The organism is Niallia sp. WK069_GA_01, from assembly GCF_983173855.1.
Map to the genome: position 1 here is coordinate 2,392,255 of NZ_OZ470138.1, position 25,248 is coordinate 2,417,502.

General features: G+C 35.2%; 22 protein-coding genes. 19 read left to right on the forward strand and 3 right to left on the reverse strand.

Translation table 11 applies throughout. The features are described 5' to 3' along the window. Positions 1–12: 12 nt before the first annotated feature. On the forward strand, positions 13–1,419 hold the full coding sequence (gene pdxR / locus AC5LWL_RS11460; RefSeq protein WP_493434406.1) for a MocR-like pyridoxine biosynthesis transcription factor PdxR: 1,407 nt from the start codon (positions 13–15) through the stop codon (positions 1,417–1,419). Positions 1,420–1,613: 194 nt separating this feature from the next. Here the strand turns inward: pdxR and metA are convergent, their stop codons facing one another. Then, entirely contained in the window at positions 1,614–2,522 is a 909-nt protein-coding gene (gene metA / locus AC5LWL_RS11465) for a homoserine O-acetyltransferase MetA (protein ID WP_493434407.1), read from the reverse strand. A gap of 366 nt (positions 2,523–2,888) precedes the next feature. On the opposite strand from metA, the gene AC5LWL_RS11470 reads away from it, so the two are divergent. The 4 genes from AC5LWL_RS11470 to coaW all read left to right on the forward strand — a co-directional run bounded on the left by AC5LWL_RS11470 (position 2,889) and on the right by coaW (position 6,544). Next, positions 2,889–4,577, forward strand: a complete 1,689-nt coding sequence (locus tag AC5LWL_RS11470; RefSeq protein ID WP_493434408.1) for a formate--tetrahydrofolate ligase — start codon at positions 2,889–2,891, stop codon at positions 4,575–4,577. A 75-nt stretch (positions 4,578–4,652) separates the two neighbouring features. Then, on the forward strand, positions 4,653–5,213 hold the full coding sequence (locus AC5LWL_RS11475) for a hypothetical protein (RefSeq protein WP_493434409.1): 561 nt from the start codon (positions 4,653–4,655) through the stop codon (positions 5,211–5,213). A gap of 24 nt (positions 5,214–5,237) precedes the next feature. Then, positions 5,238–5,714: a glutathione peroxidase gene (locus tag AC5LWL_RS11480; RefSeq protein ID WP_493434410.1), complete on the forward strand. Its 477-nt coding sequence runs from the start codon at positions 5,238–5,240 to the stop codon at positions 5,712–5,714. A 23-nt stretch (positions 5,715–5,737) separates the two neighbouring features. Further along, positions 5,738–6,544, forward strand: coding sequence for a type II pantothenate kinase (coaW, locus tag AC5LWL_RS11485; RefSeq protein WP_493434411.1), 807 nt, complete (start codon positions 5,738–5,740; stop codon positions 6,542–6,544). A gap of 559 nt (positions 6,545–7,103) precedes the next feature. On the opposite strand, the gene AC5LWL_RS11490 is transcribed toward coaW, so the two are convergent. Next, complete coding sequence (locus AC5LWL_RS11490) at positions 7,104–7,676, reverse strand: MerR family transcriptional regulator (protein WP_493434412.1); 573 nt, start codon at positions 7,674–7,676, stop codon at positions 7,104–7,106. Positions 7,677–8,079: 403 nt separating this feature from the next. Here AC5LWL_RS11490 and AC5LWL_RS11495 point away from each other — a divergent pair, with 403 nt between their 5' ends. The 13 genes from AC5LWL_RS11495 to AC5LWL_RS11555 all read left to right on the forward strand — a co-directional run bounded on the left by AC5LWL_RS11495 (position 8,080) and on the right by AC5LWL_RS11555 (position 22,284). After that, positions 8,080–8,931: an amidohydrolase family protein gene (locus tag AC5LWL_RS11495; protein WP_493434413.1), complete on the forward strand. Its 852-nt coding sequence runs from the start codon at positions 8,080–8,082 to the stop codon at positions 8,929–8,931. A 609-nt stretch (positions 8,932–9,540) separates the two neighbouring features. Then, a complete protein-coding gene (locus tag AC5LWL_RS11500; protein ID WP_493434414.1) occupies positions 9,541–10,197 on the forward strand; it encodes an HD domain-containing protein in 657 nt (218 codons plus the stop codon). Next, entirely contained in the window at positions 10,178–12,079 is a 1,902-nt protein-coding gene (locus tag AC5LWL_RS11505; RefSeq protein WP_493434415.1) for an ABC-F family ATP-binding cassette domain-containing protein, read from the forward strand. Before AC5LWL_RS11500 ends, AC5LWL_RS11505 begins: the two co-directional genes overlap by 20 nt. Positions 12,080–12,149: 70 nt before the next feature. Next, on the forward strand, positions 12,150–13,271 hold the full coding sequence (locus AC5LWL_RS11510) for a conserved virulence factor C family protein (RefSeq protein WP_493434416.1): 1,122 nt from the start codon (positions 12,150–12,152) through the stop codon (positions 13,269–13,271). Between the two features lie 308 nt (positions 13,272–13,579). Beyond that, positions 13,580–14,014 (forward strand): BrxA/BrxB family bacilliredoxin, encoded by a 435-nt coding sequence (locus AC5LWL_RS11515; protein ID WP_493434417.1) that lies wholly within the window; start codon positions 13,580–13,582, stop codon positions 14,012–14,014. Between the two features lie 114 nt (positions 14,015–14,128). Then, a complete protein-coding gene (locus AC5LWL_RS11520; RefSeq protein WP_493434418.1) occupies positions 14,129–14,908 on the forward strand; it encodes a class I SAM-dependent methyltransferase in 780 nt (259 codons plus the stop codon). 245 nt (positions 14,909–15,153) lie between these two features. Continuing rightward, positions 15,154–15,741, forward strand: coding sequence for a YpjP family protein (locus AC5LWL_RS11525; protein WP_493434419.1), 588 nt, complete (start codon positions 15,154–15,156; stop codon positions 15,739–15,741). A 101-nt stretch (positions 15,742–15,842) separates the two neighbouring features. Then, positions 15,843–16,424 (forward strand): TerD family protein, encoded by a 582-nt coding sequence (locus tag AC5LWL_RS11530; protein WP_493434420.1) that lies wholly within the window; start codon positions 15,843–15,845, stop codon positions 16,422–16,424. 239 nt (positions 16,425–16,663) lie between these two features. Further along, the gene (locus AC5LWL_RS11535) at positions 16,664–17,443 is read left to right on the forward strand and encodes a TerC family protein (protein WP_493434421.1); all 780 of its coding nucleotides are present in this window, start codon (positions 16,664–16,666) and stop codon (positions 17,441–17,443) included. Positions 17,444–17,846: 403 nt separating this feature from the next. Next, a complete protein-coding gene (locus AC5LWL_RS11540) occupies positions 17,847–19,046 on the forward strand; it encodes an HpcH/HpaI aldolase/citrate lyase family protein (RefSeq protein WP_493434422.1) in 1,200 nt (399 codons plus the stop codon). Next, the gene (locus AC5LWL_RS11545; protein WP_493434423.1) at positions 18,985–20,394 is read left to right on the forward strand and encodes a phosphoribosyltransferase family protein; all 1,410 of its coding nucleotides are present in this window, start codon (positions 18,985–18,987) and stop codon (positions 20,392–20,394) included. Before AC5LWL_RS11540 ends, AC5LWL_RS11545 begins: the two co-directional genes overlap by 62 nt. Then, positions 20,360–21,469: a cysteine protease StiP family protein gene (locus AC5LWL_RS11550; protein ID WP_493434424.1), complete on the forward strand. Its 1,110-nt coding sequence runs from the start codon at positions 20,360–20,362 to the stop codon at positions 21,467–21,469. The genes AC5LWL_RS11545 and AC5LWL_RS11550 overlap by 35 nt, the downstream gene beginning before the upstream one ends. Further along, on the forward strand, positions 21,466–22,284 hold the full coding sequence (locus AC5LWL_RS11555) for an HAD family hydrolase (RefSeq protein ID WP_493434425.1): 819 nt from the start codon (positions 21,466–21,468) through the stop codon (positions 22,282–22,284). The genes AC5LWL_RS11550 and AC5LWL_RS11555 overlap by 4 nt, the downstream gene beginning before the upstream one ends. Positions 22,285–22,609: 325 nt before the next feature. On the opposite strand, the gene AC5LWL_RS11560 is transcribed toward AC5LWL_RS11555, so the two are convergent. Next, a complete protein-coding gene (locus tag AC5LWL_RS11560; protein ID WP_493434426.1) occupies positions 22,610–22,858 on the reverse strand; it encodes a hypothetical protein in 249 nt (82 codons plus the stop codon). 740 nt (positions 22,859–23,598) lie between these two features. Here AC5LWL_RS11560 and AC5LWL_RS11565 point away from each other — a divergent pair. Next, the gene (locus AC5LWL_RS11565; protein WP_493434427.1) at positions 23,599–25,239 is read left to right on the forward strand and encodes a YceG family protein; all 1,641 of its coding nucleotides are present in this window, start codon (positions 23,599–23,601) and stop codon (positions 25,237–25,239) included. Positions 25,240–25,248 lie beyond the last annotated feature (9 nt).

The window sequence follows — 25,248 nt, forward strand, 5'->3', positions numbered from 1 at the left end:
GAGGGACGATATGTGATAGAAATAACACTAGTTTTGGATAAAACATATAAAGAGCCGCTGTACATGCAGTTATACACCTATTTTAAACAAGAGATACAAGAAGAACGTATAAAATCAGGAGAAAAGCTGCCATCCAAGAGGAAACTTTCTCTTCATTTGGGTATAAGTCAAAATACAGTAGAAACTGCCTATCAGCAATTAATGGCAGAAGGATATATAAAAAGTATTCCAAGAAAGGGCATTTACGTCAAAGAATTAACGAACGAAGTATTTCTTGACTTACATTCTAATACGAAAACGAGTAAGGAGTTAAAGAGAGAAGACAGCTGGCAATATAAAATTGATTTTAGCCATGGACAAATAGCGTTAGAACATTTTCCATATTCTATATGGAAAAAACTGACGCTACAAAGTTTATATGAAGAACAAGGTTCATTGTTTTTAAACGGTGAACGGCAAGGCGAATTTACACTGCGTGAGGGAATTGCGGATTACTTGTATCAATCAAGAGGTGTAAAGTGTTTGCCCGAGCAAATTATTATTGGTGCTGGAACACAATACTTAGTTGGTTTATTAATAATGATAATTGGCAGAGCTTCTATCTTTTCAATGGAAGATCCAGGCTTTCATCGTACAAGAGAGGTCTTTAAAGACCAGGGAGTTCCATTAATACCAATACCACTTGATAAAGATGGAATCAACCTAAAATGTTTGCATAACAGCAAGGCAAATGTCACGTATGTTACGCCATCACATCAATTTCCAAATGGGATGGTCATGCCGATATCGAAAAGAATGGAATTGTTAAAATGGGCAAATGAAAAACAAAGATATATTATTGAAGACGATTATGATAGTGAATTTCGATATAAGGGAAAACCAATACCTGCATTACAAGGATTAGACCATAATGGAAAGGTAATTTATTTAGGAACATTTTCTAAATCCTTTATACCATCCATTCGCGTTAGTTATATGGTGTTACCTAATAATTTGCTAGAAAGATATAATCGACATTTTACTATTTACAAGCAGACTGTTTCACGTTTGCATCAGCATACTTTATGGAAATTTATGATAAATGGTCATTGGGAAAGGCATTTAAATAAAATGAGAACAGTCTACCGTAAAAAACAGTATACACTTATTCAGGCAATTGAAAAATATTTTGGTGAGCAGGCAGCCATAGTTGGCGTTGACTCAGGTTTGCATCTATTGTTAAGTGTGCAAAATAATCTGTCAGAAGAAGAATTAATTCATAAAGCAAAAGAAAACAAAGTAAAGGTTTATCCAACGTCTGTTTACTATGCTACTGATATTCCAGATCAAAATCCTAGAATATTATTAGGTTATGGTGGCTTAAACGAATATGAAATAGAGCAAGGAATCTGTTTATTAAAAGATGCTTGGCAAAGCTGAGTTTGTATGTAAGAACATATTTTGGTATAGACATTATTCTTTATTAAATGATTTATTATAAAAACAACCAGTAAAGCAGATTTAGTCCACGCCTGCTTTACTGGTTGTTTTCATAAGTGTTTTGGTTGCTGCAGATGCGCCTTAAGTTATCTGCGATAAAAAGGAGTTAGCTATTTCTTCAGCGCAAGGTTCTTTCATTTCCACTCAAAAGGTGTTTGTTGATAAACATAATAGTTTAACCAGTTTGAAAATAGTAAATAGGCATGAGAGCGCCAGCTGTTTAATGGTTTTTTATTTGGATCGTTATTAGGAAAATAATCAAGGGGAAGATGGATATCCAATCCTTTTTCTTTGTCTCGTGTATACTCTTGTGCCAGTGTACAGGAATCATATTCTAAGTGACCTGTTACCATAATTTGTTTCCCGTGGTTTCCGCTAATGATAAACGCACCGGCTTCTTCCGATGCAGCAAGAAGTGTTAAATCTGGATGTTTTGTAATTGCCTCCGTAGAAACATTAGTATGGCGAGAATGAGGTGCCAAAAAACTGTCATCAAATCCGCGCATCAATTTATCAGAAGCATCTAATAAATGATGTGAATAAATGCCATAGCATTTTTTATCCAATTCATATTTATCAATCTTATAATGATGAAATAAAGCAGCCTGTGCTCCCCAACATATATGAAGTGTGGAAGTAACATTCTTTTCTGACCAATCCATAATTTTTGTTAGTTCTTTCCAATATTGAACATCTTCAAAGTCTAATAATTCTACTGGCGCTCCTGTAATAATCATTCCATCATATTTATTATTTTTGATTTTTTCAAAACTTGTATAAAATTGTTCCAAATGATAGGGACTAGTGTTTTTCGATTCATAGGAAGCTGTGCGTAAAAAAGAGATATTTACTTGTAATGGCGTATTTCCTAATAAACGCAAAATTTGCACTTCCGTTTTTTGTTTTTCTGGCATTAAGTTAAGTATAAGTATGTTTAACGGGCGAATATCTTGTGTGTTCGCACGATTTTCATCCATGATAAAAATATTTTCTTCTTCTAATACCTCACGTGCAGGCAAAAGATAGGGAATTTTAATTGGCATAATAGTAATCTCCTTTTGCGTTGTTCTGCTTTCAAAAAGCGGTGTAATTATTTTTATATCAAAATTTATCTACTAAAGTTAGCAACTGTCAAGCATCGATGTATAGGATATATTAGTGTAGATGTTGCAGCAGGCTCGATAGATGCGAGCAATCGAACAAAAACGGGACATAGCTTATTATAAATTTAGTTAACTATCCTCGCAACGTTAAATCGTTAGAAAGTTATAAAAATGGGAAATTGTTTATTTTTTTCTTCTATATCATCCAAAAAAGTTCTTAAAAAAAAACGAACATTTTGCAACGTTATTTCTTTTTCCTTCGTTATTTTGTACAATGAAAGCATCTTAGTTTCAGGAGGATTATATATGCAGCAGAAAGTTACGATTAAATCTGATATTGAAATTGCGCAACAAGCAGAAATTAAGTCTATTATACATATTGCAAATAAAATGAATTTAACGGAAGACGATATTGAGTTATATGGTAAATATAAAGCGAAAATTACGATGGAGAAACTAAAGGAATTAAAAAAACAACCATCAGGAAGAATAATTCTTGTGACCGCAATTAATCCAACACCAGCAGGAGAAGGGAAATCAACTGTAACAGTTGGTCTAGGTGATGCCTTGCAACAATTAAATAAAAAAGCAATTATTGCGATGCGGGAACCCTCTTTAGGACCAACTATGGGCATAAAAGGAGGAGCTGCAGGAGGTGGATATGCACAAGTTCTGCCAATGGAGGATATTAATCTTCATTTTACAGGTGATTTGCATGCAATAACAACAGCAAATAATGCTTTAGCGGCACTTATTGATAATCATATCCAGCAAGGAAACGAACTGAAGATAGATCAAAGAAGAATAGTTTGGAAGCGTGCAGTTGATTTAAATGATCGCGCATTAAGAAAAGTTATTATTGGCTTAGGTGGACCTATGCAAGGTGTTCCTCGCGAAGATGGCTTTGATATCACGGTAGCTTCAGAAATAATGGCTGTTTTATGCTTAGCGACAGATTTAGAAGATTTAAAGAGCCGCCTTGCGCGTATGATTTTTGCTTATGATACAGACAAAAATCCGCTATCTGTTGGGGATCTTCAGGTAGAAGGAGCTTTGAAATTATTATTAAAAGATGCCATTAAACCCAATATAGTACAGACAATAGAACATACACCAGCGATTATCCACGGTGGTCCATTTGCTAATATAGCACATGGCTGCAATAGTGTCATTGCAACAACTGCAGCGGCTAAATTGGCTGACTATGTTGTAACAGAAGCTGGATTTGGAGCAGATTTAGGAGCTGAGAAGTACTTAAATATAAAAGCAAGAAATGAGGAAGCAAAACCAGATATAGTTGTAATTGTTGCAACATTGCGTGCTTTAAAAATGCATGGAGGCGTTGCTAAAAATGCACTTGCAGAAGAAAACATCGATGCAGTCAAAAAGGGATTTGCTAATCTGCAAAAGCATATTGACAGCATTAAACAATTTGGATTGCCATTTGTAGTAGCGATCAATCGCTTCTATACCGATACGGAAGCTGAAATTTCTTTTTTAGAAAATTTATGCCAACAAGAAAATATCCCTGTTGCTTTAACAGAGGTATGGGAAAAAGGTGGAAAAGGCGGATTGGATCTTGCTGAAAAAGTTTTGCATCTAATAGAAGAGAATAACCAAAGTTTTCACCATTTGTATGAGCAGGAAGCATCCATAGAAGAGAAAATAACATCCATTGCTACTTCCATATATGGAGCGAGCAGTGTAGATTTTACTGTAAAAGCGAAAAAGCAAATGCAAGAATTTGAACAATATGGATGGGGAAATCTACCGATCTGTATGGCAAAAACACAGTATTCTCTATCTGATAATCCAACTCTTTTAGGAAGACCCGAACAGTTTTCTATTGTTGTTCGAGAACTAAAACCATCAATAGGAGCTGGTTTTATTGTGGCGTTAACAGGTGATGTTATGACAATGCCAGGATTACCGAAAAAACCTGCTGCATTAAATATGGACGTAGATGGAGACGGAAGAGCCATCGGCTTATTTTAATACATGTTAAGGAGGTGCAAGTGACTAGCAGTATAAGGCTATAACACTTGCATCTTTTTTTAGAAAGGACAGTATATGTTTGATCCAACAGCATTTGAAAATATGAAAATCGTCGTGGAAGGTGCTCTCTATGATAAAGATATAGAGGGCAGTCTTACTATCCTTGATCGTAATGATCTTTTCAACAGCAGCAAACTTTCCAGAAAGTATTCTCTCTCTTTTGCATTAAAGAATCAACAGAATGCTATTATGACCTTTTCTTTGCATGCAGGACTAATTAATTTAGCTGCAGAACTGCTCCCAGAAGTTAATAAAGAGAAGGAAACGGGCTGTTATATTACGATTCGTCTTCTCCTTTTTCATGAAAAGGAACAAACCGTTTTTTTATCATTAGAGAAGCTTTTGAGAAACATTTGGGGGGAAGAACGGAAAATTAGTCAAGAAATTAGAGTGAATCCTTTTTCTGAAGAGAATAGACTGGAAAATCATCTTACTATATTTTTTAATCGTCTTATTAAAGAAGAGCAAATGGATGATTTGGTTTTGATGATTGACTATATGGAAGAAACATTGCGTGTTTTGAATGAACAGAAAATATTGCTGCCAATTCCCAGCAAAAACATAGATCATTATTAAAAAGCAAAAGGGAGGATTTTGAATATGAGCATCTATCAATTTGAAGTAAAAACCATTCAGGGAGAAATACAATCATTAAAAGCATTTGCCGGAAAGGTCGTGTTGATTGTGAACACTGCCAGCAAATGCGGATTTACTCCACAATATAAAGAACTGCAATCGCTATATGAGCAATATAAAGATAATGGCTTCCTTGTATTGGGTTTTCCTTGTAATCAGTTTATGAACCAAGAGCCTGGAAACGAACAGGAGATTCAAAAGTTTTGTGAACTGCAATTCGGTGTCAGTTTTCCTATGTTTGCAAAAGTTCATGTAAACGGCAAACATATCGATCCGCTTTTTCAATATGTATCAAATGAGGCGCCAGGAACATTCGGGACAAAAGCGATAAAATGGAACTTTACTAAATTTTTGATTGACCGTTCTGGACATGTTGTGGATCGATTTGCACCGAAAACGTCTCCATTGGAAATGAAAGCAGCTATAGAAAAGCTATTGTAAACTGTTTAAGAGGATGATTAAAAATGTCAAAAACTATAGGAATAGATGCAGGTGGATCGCTTATAAAATTAGTGTATAAAGAAAGAGGGAGCCTCCATTATAAAAAATACCCTGTCTCTGAACTAGAGGCAGTGATAAACTGGTTGAATATAATGCAGGTGGATAAAGTCGGCTTAACAGGGGGCATGGCTGATTACATAAAAGAAAAATTTTTCCCGCAAGCGAATATTATTCATGAATTTCATGCTGTCTGCGATGGAGCAAATTGGTTGTTAAAAGAAAAAAACATTGCAATACCAGAAAAATATCTACTTGTCCACATTGGTACGGGAACTTCTTGGTACATGGTAGAAAAAGAAAAAAGGACAAGAATTTTAGGCAGCGGCATCGGCGGCGGGACGTGGATGGGACTTGGATCCATTTTGACAAATGAAACGAACTTTGCTCATTTAGTAAATCTTGCTGCCTCTGGAAATAGAACCAATATAGATCTCCTTGTAAAGGACATTTATTTAGGACAAGATTCTCAACTGAACGGTGAATTAACAGCAAGTAATTTTGCAAAAACAAAAGAAGGTAATTCAGAAAAAGATATGGCTGCCTCCCTATTGCAAATGATTGGAGAAACCATTTTTTTGCTAACCCAACAAGCTGCACTCTCCATAAAGCCAACGTTCATTGTTTATTCTGGCAGTACAATCGCTCAAAATAAACCACTGCAAGCAATTCTTTCTTCTTTTGAAGAACAAGTAGATGCAAAACAGCTTTTCTTAGAACATGGAGAATACGGAGCCGCCATCTCTGCTTATTTATCTTTAGAACAACAATAAAATAATGAGGATGGAACATAACCAAATAGATAATAGGTAAAAACCAAGAAAAAATGAAATAGATTGGAAAATGGAGCAGCCTGCATACACGTAGACTCCAGTGGGATTAGCGAGACAGCTGAGACCCTGCAGGCCATCGGCCGAAGCGGCTAAAGCCGAGCCCCACGGAAAGCGAAGTGTATGCAGGCTGCGGGTGTTTACCACAAACCCTCTTTTTTACATAAATAAAATCCCAAACCATGATACGAAATTTTTTTACATCTTCGTATCATGGTTCGGGTTTATCTTCGGTTGGAATACTTATGTCACGGCTTCATTTCAATAAAGAAAGACAAGTTTTTCCATAGCACTTGTCCTTTTTCCTATCTAAGTTACAGACTAAGCAGCAGCGACTCTTCTCCGGATAAACACCGATGTTAAAAGAATTTGCCGTTTGATTAAGTTCGTTATAGTTTGAAGCAGGGAGCAGCCAGAATGCACGAAGACGCCCGCCCGCAGGAAAGCGAAGTGTAGTATGGCTGCGGACTCATTGAGAGTCCATTCCCATTTTCAGGGTAGCTTAACGATAGGAAAACAGACGGAAAATCGCGGTTTTTTTCGAATCAGATTCTATTTTTTCCTTTTTATATGCAATAGAAGATCTAGCCTCCTTCTCATTGCTTCTATCCATTAAGGTAGAAATATGTTCTTTTTGCTGCTGAATAAACTGCTGCTGCTCATCAATATGCTCTTGTTGCTTTTTTAATTGCTGCACTAATACTTGGTTGAAATTTACCTGTAGTTCAAGCTGCTCTTTTATGGTGTGTAAATCTTGTAGTATTCTGTCCGTGGCATCCGCATGAGAAGGAAAAGAGGGCTGCAAAGGCTGCATAGAGGAAGAAAGCTCTTCTTCAATCTGACTTAATGAAAGATTTTTCTCTCGTCTTAATTGTTGAATCTGTTTGAGCTTTTCCAATCCTTCCTTGTCAAAATACCGGTATCCATGCTTGCCGATAACAGTAGGAATATGATTCTTTAATTCTCTTAACCAATTTCTTACCACTCCAGGACTTTCCTTAATATAGTCTGCTGCTTCTTTAACACTTAAACAACTATCCTCATTTGATTGGACAATATCTTTTACTTCATTCATTGTAACAACATCCTTTCTTTAATGGAGAATAAGAATTAAAAACAAAATGGACTGAAAAAGGAGAAACATAATTTTTGTCTATTAATAGTTTCTGTATGAAAGAGGAAAATTCCTTTTGCGAGCTTTGTCTAGTTTTGTTGATATAGTTCTATTTTTGACTAGTATGATAAAAAATGGATTAACTAAAAAGGATAGCAAAACTTTACAAAGCAGCTATTTCAGAATACGATGAACATAGAGGAAAAACACCTTTTTGAAAATGGAGAGAAGCGGCTGCGGGCTATTTAACATTCTTATTTTAAAGCAGCTATAATAATTCACTGCTCCCATTTTTTTGAGAAGTATTAACTAATCTTTACGAGATAAAATAACAAGAATTGATTTTATATCAAAAGGAGTTCAAATGAAAGTAATTGATGCACATATTCATTTTTCAAAAATAAACTCATTTCAGCATACAGCAGATCATCTTTCAAAAGTAGATTATAGTTACGAAGGCTTAAAGGCAGAAATGAAGGCAGCTAATATTGTCCTAGCAATAGGCATGGGTGTCACCGAAACAGAAAACATCGGTTTTCCAGATTGTGAAGCAGTTACACCTATGGGACTGGATTTACATGGAACTTTACCAGATCATGTTGTTTATTGTGCTGGAATTAACCCATATGATATGGGGAAAGCCGCGTTCGAAAGATTGGAAAAGGAAATTCAAAAAGACAATGTTGTCGGAATAAAAATTTATTTAGGATATTATCCTTTTTATGCATATGATGAAGTATATGAACCCGTTTATAAGTTAGCTGAAAAATATAGGCTTCCAGTTGTTTTTCACACGGGAGACACGTACTCAGAAAGAGGATTGTTGAAATATTCCCATCCACTAACTATTGATGAAGTCGCTGTAAAACATCGAAATATAAATTTTATGATGGCACACTTTGGTGATCCTTGGACTTTAACTGGAGCAGAAATCATTTATAAAAATTCCAATGTATATGCAGATTTATCTGGGTTAATTGTCGGAACAAAAAAAGAACTAGATAAAGCACAAGAAGGAATCTTTCTAAATCATTTAAAACATGCACTAGTCTTTTCCGATTCCTATGATAAATTATTGTTTGGCACTGACTGGCCACTTGCTCCACTTGAAGATTATAAAAATTTTGTAAAAAACCTGATTCCAGCAAAATATCATGAAGACGTATTCTATCAAACAGCACTAAAAATATTTCCGAAGATAAAAAAGTTTTTATAAAATAGACGAAAACAATCGTGAATTCATTCATGCGGTAACTCGGCTTCGGACAACGCGTGTCTTTTGACACTTTAATTGTCCGACATATGCTCCTACACGAAGACTCCCATGAGATTAGCAAGACAGACAAGCCCCATAGAAAACAAAGTGTATACCGGATGCGGACCCATTGAGAGAGACAAAACCTGTTATTAGGGGAGACATCCATGCAACTAATTTTGCACTATGACGCATGAAGAGAAGCAGCATTTCATTTTTTATGATTTAAGGTTGAAGTAGGGAGCAGTCAGAATACACGAAGACTCCTATGGGATTTGCGGGACAGACGAGACCCCGCAGGAGTTACTCCGAGGAGGCTCGTCGCCCGCCCCATGGAAAGCGAAGTGTATTCTGACTGCGGACTTATCGAGAGCGCCTATTTGAACGGTAGCCTAAAGACTAAACAAGATAGCATATCTGTTTAGTCTTTTTTATTGGTGCTAAATAATGAAAGACAACAAAGATTAGATTGATAAGGAAGGAAAGAACCAATCGCAACGGTTCGATGTTCGTTCCCATCACTTTCATGATACAATATGAACGTTAGGTAACGAATGGAGCATGAAATAAATGAACATAATTGCAGAAACAGAACAATTTGTAAAGAAAAAACTAGAAAAAGATGCATCAGGACATGATTGGTATCATATCGACCGTGTTAGAAAAGCATCCTTATATATAAGCAAAAAAGAAAATGCAGGAAACCTATTTATCATTGAAATGGCAGCATTGCTTCATGATGTGGCAGATATAAAGTTAAACAGCTCAAAAGCAGAAGGGCAAAAAAGTTTAATGAATTTCTTACAAACTATTTCTATAAAAGAAGAGGAAAAATCTCATATTCTTGCCGCAATCGAGTCTGTTTCCTATAATGGAGGACATAGTATTCCGCCAGCCTCTATAGAAGCAAAAATTGTCCAGGATGGAGACCGGATAGATGCCATTGGAGCAATCGGAATCGCAAGAACATTTGCATATGGTGGACAAAAAGGTCATCTCATTTATGATCCTGCTATTTCTGCTAGACAAGAGATGACAGAAGCAGAATATCGAGATGGAAAGTCAACCTCCATCCATCATTTTTACGAAAAACTATTGAAACTGAAAAGTTTATTACATACAGCAACGGCAAAAAAAATAGCAGAAGAAAGACATCAGCTAATGGAACTGTTTTTAACTGAATTTTATAAAGAATGGAATGGGAACTATGAAAAGTATTTCAATTGAAAATTTAACAAAAACATATGGAGAAAAAGAACTTTTTCAAAATATCTCGTTTGCAATCAGTGAAAAAGAACGAGTTGGATTAATCGGAATAAATGGAACTGGAAAATCTTCTTTGCTTAAAATTGTTGCAGGCATTGATTTGCCAGATGAAGGCGAAATTATTGCTCCAAAAGAATATCGAATTGCTTATTCCTCTCAAAGTCCAGAAGTAAACTCAGAATTGACGGTATTGGATCATGTATATGAAAGTGATGCACCTGTTTTACTTGTTATTAGAGAGTATGAGGCATTGCTGCTTCAGTTAAACAATGATCCAGAAAATGTGTCTCTTCATGAGAAATTATTTGATGTGCAAAAGAAAATGGATGCGTTAAATGGCTGGGATATACATACAGATACAAAAACTATTTTAACAAAGCTTGGAATAGAGAATTTTGATAAAAAAGTCGGCGAACTTTCTGGTGGACAAAAAAAGCGAGTTGCACTTGCTCAAGTATTGATTCAAAATCCTGATTTGCTGATTTTAGATGAACCGACAAACCATTTAGATTTCGAGGCAGTGAAATGGCTAGAAGATTATTTAAGCAGATTTAACGGCGCACTTCTTTTAGTAACGCATGATCGCTATTTTTTGGATGCTGTTACAAATCGTATGTTTGAATTGGATGGTGGAAACCTGTACAGCTATAAAGGGAATTATTCAGAGTTCCTGCAGGCTAAAGCAATTAGAGAAGAAAATGAAGCAGCAACACTGGATAAGCAAAAAAACTTATTTCGAAGAGAGTTGGAATGGATAAGAAGAGGAGCAAAAGCACGCTCCACCAAGCAAAAAGCAAGAATTCAACGGTTTGATCAACTGGACGATAAACTTTCTTCGGTTAAAACAACAGAAAAGCTGGATATATCATTAAAAGGAAGCCGTTTAGGTAAACAAGTTTTTGAATTAGTAGATGCGAGTAAAAAGTTTGGAAAGACTACAGTTCTTGATCATTTTCAATTATTGGTTAAACCAGGTGACAGAATAGGCATTATCGGAAAAAACGGTGCAGGGAAATCAACTCTATTAAATATATTAGCTGGGACAACAGCGCTAGATTCAGGTAAGTATATAATTGGCCAAACAGTGAAGGTTGCATATTATACACAGGAAAACGAAGAGATGGATTTATCCAAAAGAATGATTGAATATTTAAAAGAAACAGCGGAAGTTATTCATACGTCAGACGGCAAAACAATTTCTGCCGCACAAATGCTGGAAAGATTTCTTTTTCCTATGCATTCACACGGAACGATTATTGGCAAGTTATCAGGCGGCGAGCGAAGAAGATTATATCTACTAAAAATATTGATGGGTGAACCAAATGTATTATTATTAGATGAGCCGACAAATGATCTGGATACACAAACATTAATGGTGCTCGAAGATTATTTAGAAGATTTTGGTGGAGTGGTAATTACAGTATCTCATGATCGTTATTTTTTAGATAAAGTAGCAGAACAGCTGTTAATTGTAAAAGGCGATGGAATAATTGACTCTTATTATGGAAATTATTCTGAATTTCTAGAAGCAGAAAAACGCAATGAACAAATCGAAATAGAGAAAATAAAAAAAGAAAAGCAAAAAGAACTACCTCCAGAGCCAAAAATAAAAAAAATAAAATTGAGCTTTAATGAGCAGCGTGAATGGGCAACCATTGATGAGGAGATAGAAAAAGCGGAAACAAGAATTTCTGACATCGACAGCGAATTAGAAAGTGCTGGAAGCGATTTTGAAAAAGCCAATCTCCTGTTAAAAGAGGCAGAAGAGATGAATAGTAGGTTAGAATACTTAATTGAGCGCTGGAGCTATTTATCAGAAATCGCCGAAAAACAAGGATTGTAGAACGATTTGGTTTAAAGTGATGTTACTACTATGGTAAGATGAAAAATATAGGCAAAATAGGAGGAGTATCGTGAGGATTATTTCAATTGAACCAACACCTAGCCCAAACACAATGAAAATTAATTTGAACGAAGAACTGCCAATGGGCAAAAGCAATAATTACAAACAAGAAAATAAAGAAGATGCACCTGAAATAATTCAAACAATCTTGTCCATTGAAGGTATTAAAGGCGTCTATCATGTTGCTGATTTTTTAGCAGTAGAGAGAAATGCTCGTTATGATTGGAAAGAGCTCTTAGCGCATGTTCGAAATGCTTTTGGAGAAGAGGCAGTTGAAGAATCATCGGCAGAGCGAATAAATGATCACTTTGGTGAAATAAAGGTTCTTGTTCAAATGTATAAAGGAATTCCAATGCAAATTAAGTTAACAGACGGGCAAGAAGAAAAACGTTTTGGCCTGCCCGAGCAATTTATGCAAGCTGTAACAGAAGTGAGAATGCCTCATGATAACGTTGTAACAAGCAGAAGGTGGAAAGAATTTGGTGTTCGTTATGGGGAGTTTGATGAGATAGGGAAAGTGACGGTAGAAGAATTGCTCGCTGCCTATCCTAACGACAGAATAACTGGTTTAGTTAAACAAGCGAAAAACCCAGAAACAACAGAGGAAGCGACAATTCGCCCTAAAATAAAACTTACATTCGAAGCTTTAGACCATCCAGATTGGAAAGTCCGTTATCAGAAACTAGAACAAAGCGAAGATCCTAAAGTGGAAGATATTCCTGTGTTAACAAAAGCTTTAGATGATGAGAAACCATCGATTCGACGGCTAGCTACCGTGTATCTGGGCATGATTGAAGATAAAACAGTTTTATCCCCCCTTTACAAAGCATTAAAAGATAAAACAATTACGGTAAGAAGAACTGCTGGAGATTGCTTATCTGATCTTGGATTTTCTGAAGCAATGGACGAGATGATAAAAGCATTAGATGACAAAAGCAAGCTAGTTAGATGGCGTGCGGCTATGTTTCTTTACGAAGTAGGAGATGAACGTGCTTTAGAGGCATTAAAATTACATGAAAATGATCCAGAGTTTGAAGTAAGCTTGCAGATTAAACTTGCCATCGAACGCATTGAACTTGGGGAAGAAGCAAAAGGATCTGTTTGGAAGCAAATGACGGAAGCAAGAAAATAGTCGAAATGTACACAATAAGCATTTAACATTGCATATGGATTTCAGTATATAGTATTCTTAATTTATAGTGCATGTTCAGAAAGAAGGATAAAAAGGACCATGAAGTTCGAGGCGGCTTCATTTGAGCATCAGCCTTTTACAGGGTGTACACGGACCTAAAACGCTCCTCAAAGGACGTGAGCAACGTTGAAGATCCTAAAGTTAGATACATGAGAAGCGATGAGCCAATGAAGAAATTCGACGTGTCCTTTTTACCGGACTTTTTGAACAATCTTTTATAACAAATTATTTTAGAGGAGGACTCAGTTATGTCAATGGCATATGAAGAATATATGAAACAAATGGTAAAACCAATGAGAGCAGAATTAGCACAAGCAGGTTTTTTAGAGCTGACAACAGCTGAAGAGGTTGAGAAATTTATGGAAACAAATAATGGTACTGCACTCGTTGTTGTGAATTCTGTTTGCGGATGTGCTGCAGGCCTAGCAAGACCAGCCGCAACACAATCTGTTTTAGTTTCAGAGAAAAAACCAGATCAGCTTGTTACCGTTTTTGCTGGGCAAGATAAAGAAGCAACTTCAAAAATGAGAGAATTTTTTGGAGACATCGAACCCTCTTCACCATCTATGGCACTAATAAAAGATAATAAAGTTGTTCATTTTATTCATCGTTATGATATTGAAGGAAATTCAATGGAAGCAATTATGGAAAATTTAGTATCAGCATTTGAGCAGTATTGCTAATAATGTTTTTCGAAAAGAACATCTTTTTTGTGGATGTTCTTTTCCTATTTAGAATGGGTATTTTCAAACTCTAACAAAGAAACAGAAAATAAAGAGAAAATCAGGAGAATTAGTATGATTGTGACTACTTCTGGAAGAACAGATGCTAAACATATTGAGCTTGCAGCAGCAATTGCAGATGAACTGGAATTCTTTTATATAGAAAGAAGAAAAAAATCCGTTGAGCTGCTAAAAAAGGAATATAATGATGATGTACTAGTAATCGGAAGAAATCGCTATGAATTATTTATGAAAGATACTGATAAGCCTTTTTTCTTTCATCCGAATTCCGCTGTATTTCGTATTAAAAGATTGCAAAAGAATGAATGGGATCCTTTTGTCGAAGCAACTAATTTATGCAAAGGAAAATCCTTTTTAGATTGTACAATCGGTCTAGGCTCAGACAGTATTGTTGCAAGCTATCTAACAGGAGAAGAAGGAACTGTATTTGGAATGGAAGGAAGCAAAACCATTGCATTTTTAGTGAAAAAAGGTCTGCAAGCATGGCGAACAGATTCAGAGGAAACAAATGATGCAATGAAAAGAGTGAATATAATCCATTCTTTAGCGCTAACAGACTTGAAGAAAAGAGAAACGGATAGCGTGGATTGTGTGTATTTTGATCCAATGTTTGAGGAAGAAATTCAGTCTTCAGATGGCATAAGTTCTTTAAGAAGACTGGCTGTTTATGATGAGTTAACAAAAGAAACAATAGAAGAGGCATTAAGAGTGGCGAAAGAGAGAATTGTCTTAAAAGATCATTTTCGTAGTAAGCGATTCCAAAAATTTGGATTTTCTGTAAAAAAACGAAAATCTTCAAAGTTCCATTATGGAATCATAAAGGTTCAAAATTAATAATCAATAGAAATGCAGCTTAAAAGATATTTCCCGTAATGGATAATGGTAGCTTGATAGAGGGGATATACTATATAATAATTATATAGTATATAGTGGGAATTTTCATTTGAAAATGTTTTAAGATAAGGGAGTGTCCTTTTCACGAGACTTTTTGAACAACCTCTATAAGCATTATCGAATAGAAAAATACTGTTATATGATATATTTAAAAGAACAAGATATTTTGAAAGCGAGGTGTTTAGATGCCTAATTGGATTCGAAAAAGTCTTGTTGTCTTTGTCTCTATTTTAACTTTTGGATTAGTTTCACCTACTCCTTCGTCACTTTATAATAATAACAATAACGAAAAGAAACCAGCAGATGAAAGCGAAGTTCCTTTTGCTTCAGATGATTTAGAGATACATACTGCTTCAGTAGATCAAGAAACCGATAGAGATAAATTTCTATCAAAAATGATGCAAGAAGCTGAGACACAGAGCTATCAGAAATTCGGAAGTAAAATTAAACCTGTTATTGAAGATGAATTTCGCTTAGTAATTCTTCCTAATATGGAGAAAGCGATTGATGAAGTGACAAGTATATTTCCGGAAGAGGATTTAAGCTTATTGACTGTCACAGAGTTTCCAAGTGAAGGAATGGCGGAGAAAATATTCCATATTAAAAATAAAGATAAAGACATTATCCGCTTCCATGTAAGGCGGGATCGCCCCCCACAAAAAGGTTATTGGTTTAATTTTCATTATCATACGTATCATGATCAATTCAGTGCCCACTATGCTTTAGGGGACATTTATTGGGATAAAAATACCCCCCCTAAGTGGATGAGCTAGTTAATGGATAATTTTTCTGATAAAATTATTAGCACATGCTGAAACTTTTATTGAAAGTGAACGTAGATAAAGTATATTAAAGATTTCTGGAGGTATTAATCATGGCAATTAGTTTATCAAAAGGTCAAAAAGTTGATTTAACAAAAGGTAATCCTGGATTAACAAAAGTTGTTGTTGGAGTTGGCTGGGATGTTAACAAGTACGATGGAGGAACCGATTTTGATCTAGACTCTTCCATATTTTTATTAGGAGACAACGGGAAAGTAACTTCTGAACAGGATTTTGTATTTTATAATAATACAACAGGTGCAAATGGTGCTGTTGTTCATTCAGGTGATAATCGAACTGGAGCTGGAGATGGGGATGATGAGCAAGTAGTAATTGAACTTGCAGCAGTACCTGCTAGTATTCAGCGCATTACTTTCACCATTACGATACATGATGGTGAAAATAGAAATCAAAACTTTGGACAAGTTTCTAACTCCTATGTTCGTATCTTAAATGAACAAAACAACGAAGAACTGATTCGTTATGATTTAGGGGAAGATTTCTCCATTGAAACTGCATTAGTAGTTGGAGAATTATATCGTCATAATAATGAATGGAAATTTAGCGCTATCGGAAGTGGATACCAAGGCGGATTAGCAGCACTTGCTACTGACTTTGGCTTACAAATTGGTTAATTAAACAAGGAGATTGCTTTTCTAATTAAAGAGGAAAGAACAAATTGCAATTACATACTTAAGCCATTGACTTAAGTAAAAGTCAGCTAGTTATTTTGTAGAGATTGATACGCAAAATGTTAGAAGCTATCCAATGTTGCTTAAAGCAAAATAAATTGGAAGCAAGGAACGGTATGATTGGTATTTTCTAGATTCTTCTTATAAGGCAGAAAAGCAACACACAGGAGGAACAGAATTATATGGGAGTTTTTGAAAGTATAATCCATACATATTCTCAGTTTTTCAACTGGGAAATGTGGGGAGAGGTTTTAACGAATCCAGTAAGCTGGGGATTGATTGGAACACTTGTTATTTTGGAAGGCTTATTATCAGCTGATAATGCCCTCGTTCTTGCCGTAATGGTGAAACATTTGCCGCCTGAAAAAAGAAAAAAAGCATTATTTTACGGATTATTAGGTGCTTATATATTCCGATTTATCGCAATTGGAATCGGTGTATTCTTGATAAAATTATGGTGGGTAAAAGTATTAGGTGCTGCATATTTAGCTTATCTTGCTATTAAATATTTTGTAGATAAACGGAAGGAAAGCAGTCCAGAAGAACATGCCGAAGAAGAACATGCTATTAATAAAAGCGGATTATTGCTTCGTTTATTTGGTACCTTTTGGGGAACGGTTATTTCTGTTGAATTAATGGATATTGCGTTTTCAGTAGATAGTGTACTGGCAGCATTTGGTGTCAGTAATGAAATATGGGTATTATTAGTAGGTGGGATGTTAGGTGTCTTAATGATGCGTGGCGTTGCAGGCGTATTTTTAAAGTTGATTGACCGCATACCGGAATTAGAATCAACTGCCTATATTTTAATTCTAATTATATCCGTTAAAATGTTTTTAGGTGTATTTCATATTCATATTAGTCATCTTGTTTTCTTTAGCATTTTATTGGTTGCATTTGCAGCAACATTTATTGTTCATGCGATGAATAAAAAGAAAGAACAACAAAAAAGCGAATTATAAGTGTTCCAAACAAGAAAGGGTTCAGACATTTGTCCGTCCCTTTCTTTCGTTTTTTCTGTTCAGTTAAATTTTATGGGGTGGGTTCATCTTTTTATCCTATAAACAATACATATTTGTTAATGATAAAAATTATAATGCAATGCTTTTGAAATTATATTACAATAAAAATAATTCTCAGAATGTAAGAGTATGCAAACTTTCCTACTAGAAATCCATTTTTTTAGAGGATTTTCTATAATAATTAGAAAATCTAGTACTCGAGAATTTTTCTTTTTTTAAAACAGACAGGGAAGTTTTTAAATCGTTCTGCTGAATTAATGGGATAATTTTTGTAATTATTCACTCGAATTATCAGAATATTACTTTATTAATAAAGCATTATGGAAAGAATGGGGCTAAAAGAATGAAATTATTTTCTGATTTAACGGAAAAACAAATAAAACGTTTATTTTATAAAGCACCAGAAGAATTATCAAATGATTCTGAAAAAGATGTATTGTCTTATGCTTTAGCTTCTACTTTGTATATGCCAGCAACAAGACCAAATATTTATCATGATCTTCTGATAAAAAAACACCCTGCTTTAACCTCTATGGTTATTTGTTTAGAGGATTCAATTGGAGACAATGAAGTAGAGCTTGCAGAAAAAAAACTAGTGGAAGAATTGACAAAAATCAAAGCCGGCTTAGACAATGGCGATATAATAAAAAAAGAACTGCCATTAATTTTTATTCGAATTCGTTCCGTTGATCAATTTTTAAGAATAATGACGGCATTGGAAGACAGCATCGACTTATTAACCGGAATTGTTATCCCAAAATTTGATGCAAATATTGGCGGCGTCATATTAAAAAAACTAGAAAACTATAATAATAAAGGCAATGTCCTTTATGCTATGCCAATTTTGGAAACAAAAAAAATTATTGAAAAAGAAACAAGAATGACAGAACTTTTATCCATTAAATCTGTTTTAGACCAATATAAACAATTGATTTTAAATGTTCGAATTGGAGCAACAGATTTTTGTGGTTTATATGGAATCCGCCGTAATACGGATACAACGGTTTATGATATCGCGATAATTCGTGATTGTATTAGTGATATTGTGAATGTGTTTTTACGAGCGGATAGTCCATATGTTGTTTCTGGTCCTGTCTGGGAATATTTTTCTACAAAAGAAAGAATGCTCATTCCCCAGTTAAGAGAAACACCTTTTCGCAAACGATACGGAAAAGCTGGCATGCAAATGCGAACACAATTGATTGATAAACATATGGATGGCTTAATTCGCGAGGTAATGATGGATATTACCAATGGTTTAACGGGCAAAACGATTATACATCCAACCCATATAAAACCTGTACAAGCATTAAATGTCGTTTCATACGAAGAATATAATGATGCTTGTAACATTGTAAACAGCAAAAATGGAGAAATTGGTGTAATGAAAAGCAGTTTTTCCAATAAAATGAATGAAATAAAACCCCATTATTATTGGGCGCAGAAAATACTATTAAAATCAAAAGTGTACGGGGTGTTTCATGAAGAATTTACATACATTGACTTGCTTAAACAAGAAAATTTCGTTGCCAATAATCGCTGATTTAAATATGCAAATAGAAATAAACGAAAATCCATTTCAGTTGCCTATTGAAGATTTTTTTCTGATGGCCGCGAGAATAAATAAAAAGCGTTCTTTTTTATTTGTCAGCAAAATTTTAGGGAAACATCTTCCAATTGATCCGAAAACCGGCTTGTTAACTGGCTTTTTGCTTGCAGCAAGATATGAAGAAGTAAGGACAGGAAAAAAATCATCCAAGCGAGAGAAACTATTAGATTATTACACTCATTCTTTAGCTTTCTTTGAAGATGAGCCTTTTGTGGAGAAAGAGGTTTCTTGTCCCGTTATTATTGGCTTTGCTGAAACAGCAACAGCCCTTGGGCATAGTTTTTATCAAGCGTTTAAAGATGCTGCTTTTTTTCATACGACAAGGGAAAATGTTAATGAAGTTTCCTCTATTATTTCCTTTGAGGAAGAACACTCACATGCAACCTCCCATCGTTGTTATGTGGACGAATCATTTTTAGATAATGAGCGGGAAATTATTTTAGTGGATGATGAATTAACAACAGGAAATACAGCAATTAATATTATCCGTGAGATTCAACAAAAGTATCCTCGTAAAGTGTATACCGTTGTTTCTATTCTTGATTGGCGTACTAAAGAGCAGGAAAAAGCGATGACTGCTCTTGAAAAGGAATTGGGTATTGTTGTTCATTTTGTCAGCTTATTGAAAGGTACTTTTAACCTTCGTGAAGGTAATGGTTTATTCACACCTCAGTCTAAACAAGATGTCGTTGATAAAAGAAATGGCAAGGCGATTCAGCTCGAGTATGAGGATTTGTCTGAATACATAGGCGATAGAATTCATCCATTCACTTCCACTACACTTTCAGATGAAATCAACAGTCATTATTATTTAATCGACACAGGTCGTTTTGGTATCGAAAAGGCACAGCGAAATGATGCATGGTTAAAAGAGGCGGGAGACTATTTGGCTTCTAAAAGAACAACAAAAAAAGCACTCGTTATCGGAACAGGCGAATTTATGTATATTCCGATGAAAATTGCCAGTTATATGGGAGAGAATGTATTCTATCAATCTACAACAAGAAGTCCTATTTATCCGAATAATGAGTCTCACTATGGGGCAAAAACAGCTTATTCGTTTCCAAATCCTGAAGATCAACGTATTGATCATTATTTATATAATCTTGAAATCGATTCATACGAAGAAGTGTTTATTCTTTTTGAAAGAAAAGTAGATGCTGATAAATTACTGCCATTAATAGAAAAAATACAAGAGACTGCTATAAATAAACTAACGATTGTTTATTGCTATGGGGGGGAAGAACTTGGAAGTGAAAAGTGCAAATTTCGGTTCATATAAAAAAGAGGATGCCATATTTCTGCTGAAAGATTTAAGCAATATAAAGCTGGAAGGTTCAACAGAAGACAGGGAGAAGCGTATTCAAAATGGTCAGCATTACAGTGAAACATTGCCGATTGAATATAACCCGCCAGAACATTATTTACAGTTATTTTCTGAAACACTGAAAGAATATAAACAAAAAGTAGCACAATGCACCGCTATTGTGGCAGAAGAAATTTTTCACCAAAAAGGTGCTCAAACAGTCCTTGTATCATTAGCAAGAGCTGGTTCACCGATTGGAATATTAATAAAAAGGTATATCAGCATGCAGTATGGTGTAGATCTGCCTCATTATAGTATTTCAATTATTCGTGATAAAGGAATAGATGAAAATGCTCTTCTTTTTATTATGGAAAAACATAAAGACGCTACTATTCAATTCATTGATGGATGGACTGGCAAAGGGGCGATATCCATCGAATTAACAAAAGCGTGTCGAAATTTTTATAAGAAATACCAAATAATGCTTGACGACACTTTGGCAGTATTGGCAGATCCAGGTTATTGTACAAACTTGTATGGAACAAGAGAAGATTTTCTGATTCCGAGCGCTTGCTTAAATTCGACCGTCTCTGGCCTAGTAAGTAGAACGGTTTTAAATGACGTGTATATCGGAAAAGAAGATTTTCATGGAGCTAAATTTTATCAGGAATTGCTGCCTTTTGATGTTTCAAATTATTATTTAGATGAAATAACAGCTGAATTTGCTTCACTCAATCAAGAAGAAATAGAAGAAGCGAGAAGACAAAATAGGGAAGATCAGGAAATTTCTTTTAAAGGCATGGAGGAAGTTCTGGCAATTAAAGAGGAATTTAAAATTGATTCCACCCATTATGTCAAGCCGGGAGTAGGAGAAACTACAAGAGTATTATTGAGACGGGTCCCGTGGAAAATACTAATGAAGGATCCAAGTAGTCCTTATGTTCGACATATTGTGATGCTGGCAAAAGAAAGAGGGGTTGAAATAATTCCTTATAAGCAGATGAGTTATACTTGCTGTGGATTAATTAAAAAAGTGGGGGCAGACGAATGATGTTTGCTTCTGATTTAGATAGAACATTAATTTATTCGAAGAGAGCCCTTGAAACATTGCAAAGCACCACACAGGACAAAATGAAAGCAGTAGAAGCAAAAAATGGCGAAAATGTCTCTTTTATGACAGAACGTTCTTTTCAGCTTTTAAAAGAGTTAGCAGAAAACACCCTTTTTGTACCAGTAACAACAAGAACGTATGAGCAATATGAAAGAGTTTTTATTTTTAAAAAGGATATACAAGTTATCTATAGTGTTTCTAGTAATGGAGCTAATATTTATTACAAAGGACACAAGGTAGAAGAATGGCAAAAACATGTAACAAAGCGTTTGCAAATAGAATGTCTAAAAAAAGAGCTTTTATTGCAAAAACTAGAAGCGTTTTCTTTTAATGGAACATTAAAAATAGCGGATAATCTCTTTTTTTATTATATATTACAAAGTGATATTAGTAGGGAAACGAAAGAAATGGTCGTAAATCTAGCAAATTCCTTCGGTTGGAAAGTATCTTTACAAGGAAGGAAGCTATATTTTATGCCACTTCCTATTTGCAAAGGGGAAGCTATTAAATTTATTCAAAATAGAGAAGGTATTACAACGATAGCTGGTGCAGGAGATTCTGTTTTAGATTTTCCTTTTCTTGAATTGTCTACAAAATCGTTTGTTCCTTGTCATGGAGAGCTTGCTGCTGAGAGAGAGTTCTCTAGTACTTTTTATGTAACGGAAAAAACGGGGGCGGATGCTGGTGAAGAGATTGTCGAGAAGGTTCACGAAATGTTTTCTACTGTTAAGAGACAAGAAAATGTCCAACGATAAGAAATGGAACTACTGGAATTTTCATCAGGTGGTGTAGTATCTCCACCTGATGTTTAAAGTTTATTAGTGTTGTAAACTTAATTTTGGGCTACCGTGAAAAGCTACTTTGGCTCTCTTGAATAGTCCGCAGTCGGAATACACTTCGCTTTCCATGGGGTGGGCGTCGAGCCTCCCTTGTTTCACTGCGAGGTCTCGCCTGTTCCGCAATTCCTATAGGATTCTTCGTTCGTGTATTCCGACTGCTCCCAGCTTCAAATTTAGATCATAAAAAATGGAATGTTGCTTCTGTTCATGTGCCATGGTGTAAAATTTATTGCGTAGGTGTTTACTTAGATGGTTTATGCAAATATTTTTCCAATAAAAAATACAAGGCTAGGAAAAAGGCATAAAAGCTGATAAAAAGAAGCAATGCTAATGAAAAGGATTGAAAAAAAATCCCTACAAAAAAACAAAGAATGAAATTAATGATAAACAAGTCAATAAAAAGGTAAATCGTCGAACTTAAAATAGTTTGAACAAGTTGTAGTTCTTGTTTAAGCTCATGATAAGGGGGTTTACGAAATAATACTCTCATATGCAGCACCTACTTGCCTGTTGTACTGTATGATATGCGCCTAGAAGGAAAGACGTGAAAAATCCATTATTCTATTAGTTGTTAGTAGAAGACTAATATAAAAAGCTTTTTACATCAGCATAGAATAAAAAGAAGCAGGTTTCTTAAGGTTATAAGCAGAGAGCAGTCAGAATACACGAAGACTCCTATGGGAATTGCGAGACAGGTGAGACCCCGCAGGAGTTTACTCCGAGGAGGCTTACCGCTCGCCCCATGGAAAGCGAAGTGTATTCAGACTGCGGACTATTCGAGAGAACCAACCCCTATTTTCAGGGTAGACACTTTTGCGGTAAAATTCGCACCAGAGCACATGAAAAGAAGCAGTTTCTCTAAGTTTTTTAGTTGAAAGCAGAGAGCAGCCAGCATACACGAAGACTCCCGCGGGAATGCGAAAAAGACGAGACCCCGCAGCGAGGAGGCTCGACGCTCGCCCGTAGGAAAGCCAAGTGTATGCTGACTGCGGACTAATTGAGAGAACCAATTCCTTTTTTTTAGTCTAACCTTTAAAAATTTGAAACTTTTTATCCATGTATTCGTATGAAAGACAAGGAAAATATTTAGCATTATGCCAAGGCTATGCTATGATAACAGTAGTTAGTTTCCTGATAATAAGTTAAAATGTTGTCTACCACCTAATAGAGGAATTCTTCCTGATGAAAAAATCAAAGAAACTCTAGTTGCTTTTAAAGGGAAGTGGAGAAATGATTGAAAAAGTACATACAATAAACAATCGAATACTTCCTTTGTCTTTAGATAACTGGTATGAACTATTACAAAAACCATTAAAAGATCGACCAGAATATAAAGAAGACAATGGAGTCATCACATATGGCCAAATCATGGTCAAACTTCTTGGTATATCCATAGATGAAGATGAATATTATAATCAATTATTTGAATGGATCTATCAAGAAGAAAACGATTTACTTTTATTAACCGATGAAAATTTAAACAGGGTAATGGATAATAAATATTTTCAATCTATCCAAAAGGTACTTAATATCTTTCAAGAACAAAACTTATCGATTAATCGGTTCATTGCGTTCCTAGATGGTGAGAATTTATTATTAAAGTCAACACTGCCAGCAGTTCATCGCAAGATTCGAGAAGCCATGATTTCTGTATTTCAGCTATTTGCCAAAATAGAAGAAAATGGGATGAATAATAGCGAATTAAGACGAGTACTTGTTGATATTATTAAATGGTCTATTAATCATTTGAGTCCGGTCTTGGATAAAAGTATGACAAAAGGGCAGATGCCAAAATTTATGTGGTATGGGGATGCTAAAAAAAGTCAAGTTTATTTTCTGATTTTTTTGCAAGAAATAGGCTGTGACTTGATTCTTGTTCATCCGAATGGTACAGATGTGTTGCAACAGCCAGCGCAAATGAAAACGGCATTCACACATAACTACCCACAAACAAAAATGCCAGAAAGCTTTCCGACTGAAAAAAGAAGAAGAACAGCAACTGTAGCCTATAGAGCTTCAAGAGAAATAGAAAGTATTCTAAATCACGAAGGCTCAGGTTTATACAAACCTTGGCAGCTTAGAGAATATATGCCGATGTCGGTTACCTTAAAAACAACGTATGATGAATTATTTTTATTAGAAAAAGAAAAAGCTATGATTCGTCCGAATTTTGAGGTGAAGAACGGAGAAGTGAAAATTCCAACGATTTTTGCTAAAGTAGTTGGTGTAAGCAAAAATCGGAAAGAATATTGGGATCGATTGCATTCTATCACTTCCGTTGAACACTCCTTATTAATTAAAGAATTTCCATTTTCACGTGCAGTAGTCAGTGATTTTCGTTTCCATTATCGCAACGCTTTGGGCAAAGACGGAAAATTAGATCCCGACTTAATGATAAAAGCTCATTATTGGAATTATGGAAGACTGCCAAATTGGCTGCAAAAGGGAATTGCCCATGCGATTTGTACGATTTGTGATAAACCATATTTAAAGGCACTCTCAAATGAAGCAGAAGAAGAAGTTGCCATCTTTTTATTTTCACAAGGGCTGTTGTTGCCTGCTAATATAGTGAAGCTGCTGCAAAAATTTGACTACTCTCAAGAGATACCCAGTGTTATATTATTTAAAACAGAAATAAATGGAATTTTTACAAGGGAAGATGCGGCGGTATTGCTGTTTTTAAATACATTTGGAGTAGATGTTATTCTTTATAATCCTGCGGGACATATGGACATTGAAAATTTTGTAGAAGAAGGACTCTTTGACGAACATTTATTAGAAGATGTTGTCTTTGAAATGGAATTTAAGGAAAAATCCTTCATTAAAAAAATATTTAATAATGGTATTTTAAAAAATAGAAGGGGAGATTAACGATGAGCA

Excerpts from the sequence above, each read along its gene's own strand:
- metA (WP_493434407.1), bottom strand. The coding sequence starts at position 2,522 with ATGCCAATTAAAATTCCCTATCTTTTGCCTGCACGTGAGGTATTAGAA.
- AC5LWL_RS11470 (WP_493434408.1), top strand. The coding sequence starts at position 2,889 with ATGCAGCAGAAAGTTACGATTAAATCTGATATTGAAATTGCGCAACAA.
- AC5LWL_RS11475 (WP_493434409.1), top strand. The coding sequence starts at position 4,653 with ATGTTTGATCCAACAGCATTTGAAAATATGAAAATCGTCGTGGAAGGT.
- AC5LWL_RS11480 (WP_493434410.1), top strand. The coding sequence starts at position 5,238 with ATGAGCATCTATCAATTTGAAGTAAAAACCATTCAGGGAGAAATACAA.
- coaW (WP_493434411.1), top strand. The coding sequence starts at position 5,738 with ATGTCAAAAACTATAGGAATAGATGCAGGTGGATCGCTTATAAAATTA.
- AC5LWL_RS11490 (WP_493434412.1), bottom strand. The coding sequence starts at position 7,676 with ATGAATGAAGTAAAAGATATTGTCCAATCAAATGAGGATAGTTGTTTA.
- AC5LWL_RS11495 (WP_493434413.1), top strand. The coding sequence starts at position 8,080 with ATGAAAGTAATTGATGCACATATTCATTTTTCAAAAATAAACTCATTT.
- AC5LWL_RS11500 (WP_493434414.1), top strand. The coding sequence starts at position 9,541 with ATGAACATAATTGCAGAAACAGAACAATTTGTAAAGAAAAAACTAGAA.
- AC5LWL_RS11505 (WP_493434415.1), top strand. The coding sequence starts at position 10,178 with ATGAAAAGTATTTCAATTGAAAATTTAACAAAAACATATGGAGAAAAA.
- AC5LWL_RS11515 (WP_493434417.1), top strand. The coding sequence starts at position 13,580 with ATGTCAATGGCATATGAAGAATATATGAAACAAATGGTAAAACCAATG.
- AC5LWL_RS11520 (WP_493434418.1), top strand. The coding sequence starts at position 14,129 with ATGATTGTGACTACTTCTGGAAGAACAGATGCTAAACATATTGAGCTT.
- AC5LWL_RS11525 (WP_493434419.1), top strand. The coding sequence starts at position 15,154 with ATGCCTAATTGGATTCGAAAAAGTCTTGTTGTCTTTGTCTCTATTTTA.
- AC5LWL_RS11530 (WP_493434420.1), top strand. The coding sequence starts at position 15,843 with ATGGCAATTAGTTTATCAAAAGGTCAAAAAGTTGATTTAACAAAAGGT.
- AC5LWL_RS11535 (WP_493434421.1), top strand. The coding sequence starts at position 16,664 with ATGGGAGTTTTTGAAAGTATAATCCATACATATTCTCAGTTTTTCAAC.
- AC5LWL_RS11540 (WP_493434422.1), top strand. The coding sequence starts at position 17,847 with ATGAAATTATTTTCTGATTTAACGGAAAAACAAATAAAACGTTTATTT.
- AC5LWL_RS11545 (WP_493434423.1), top strand. The coding sequence starts at position 18,985 with ATGAAGAATTTACATACATTGACTTGCTTAAACAAGAAAATTTCGTTG.
- AC5LWL_RS11555 (WP_493434425.1), top strand. The coding sequence starts at position 21,466 with ATGATGTTTGCTTCTGATTTAGATAGAACATTAATTTATTCGAAGAGA.
- AC5LWL_RS11560 (WP_493434426.1), bottom strand. The coding sequence starts at position 22,858 with ATGAGAGTATTATTTCGTAAACCCCCTTATCATGAGCTTAAACAAGAA.
- AC5LWL_RS11565 (WP_493434427.1), top strand. The coding sequence starts at position 23,599 with ATGATTGAAAAAGTACATACAATAAACAATCGAATACTTCCTTTGTCT.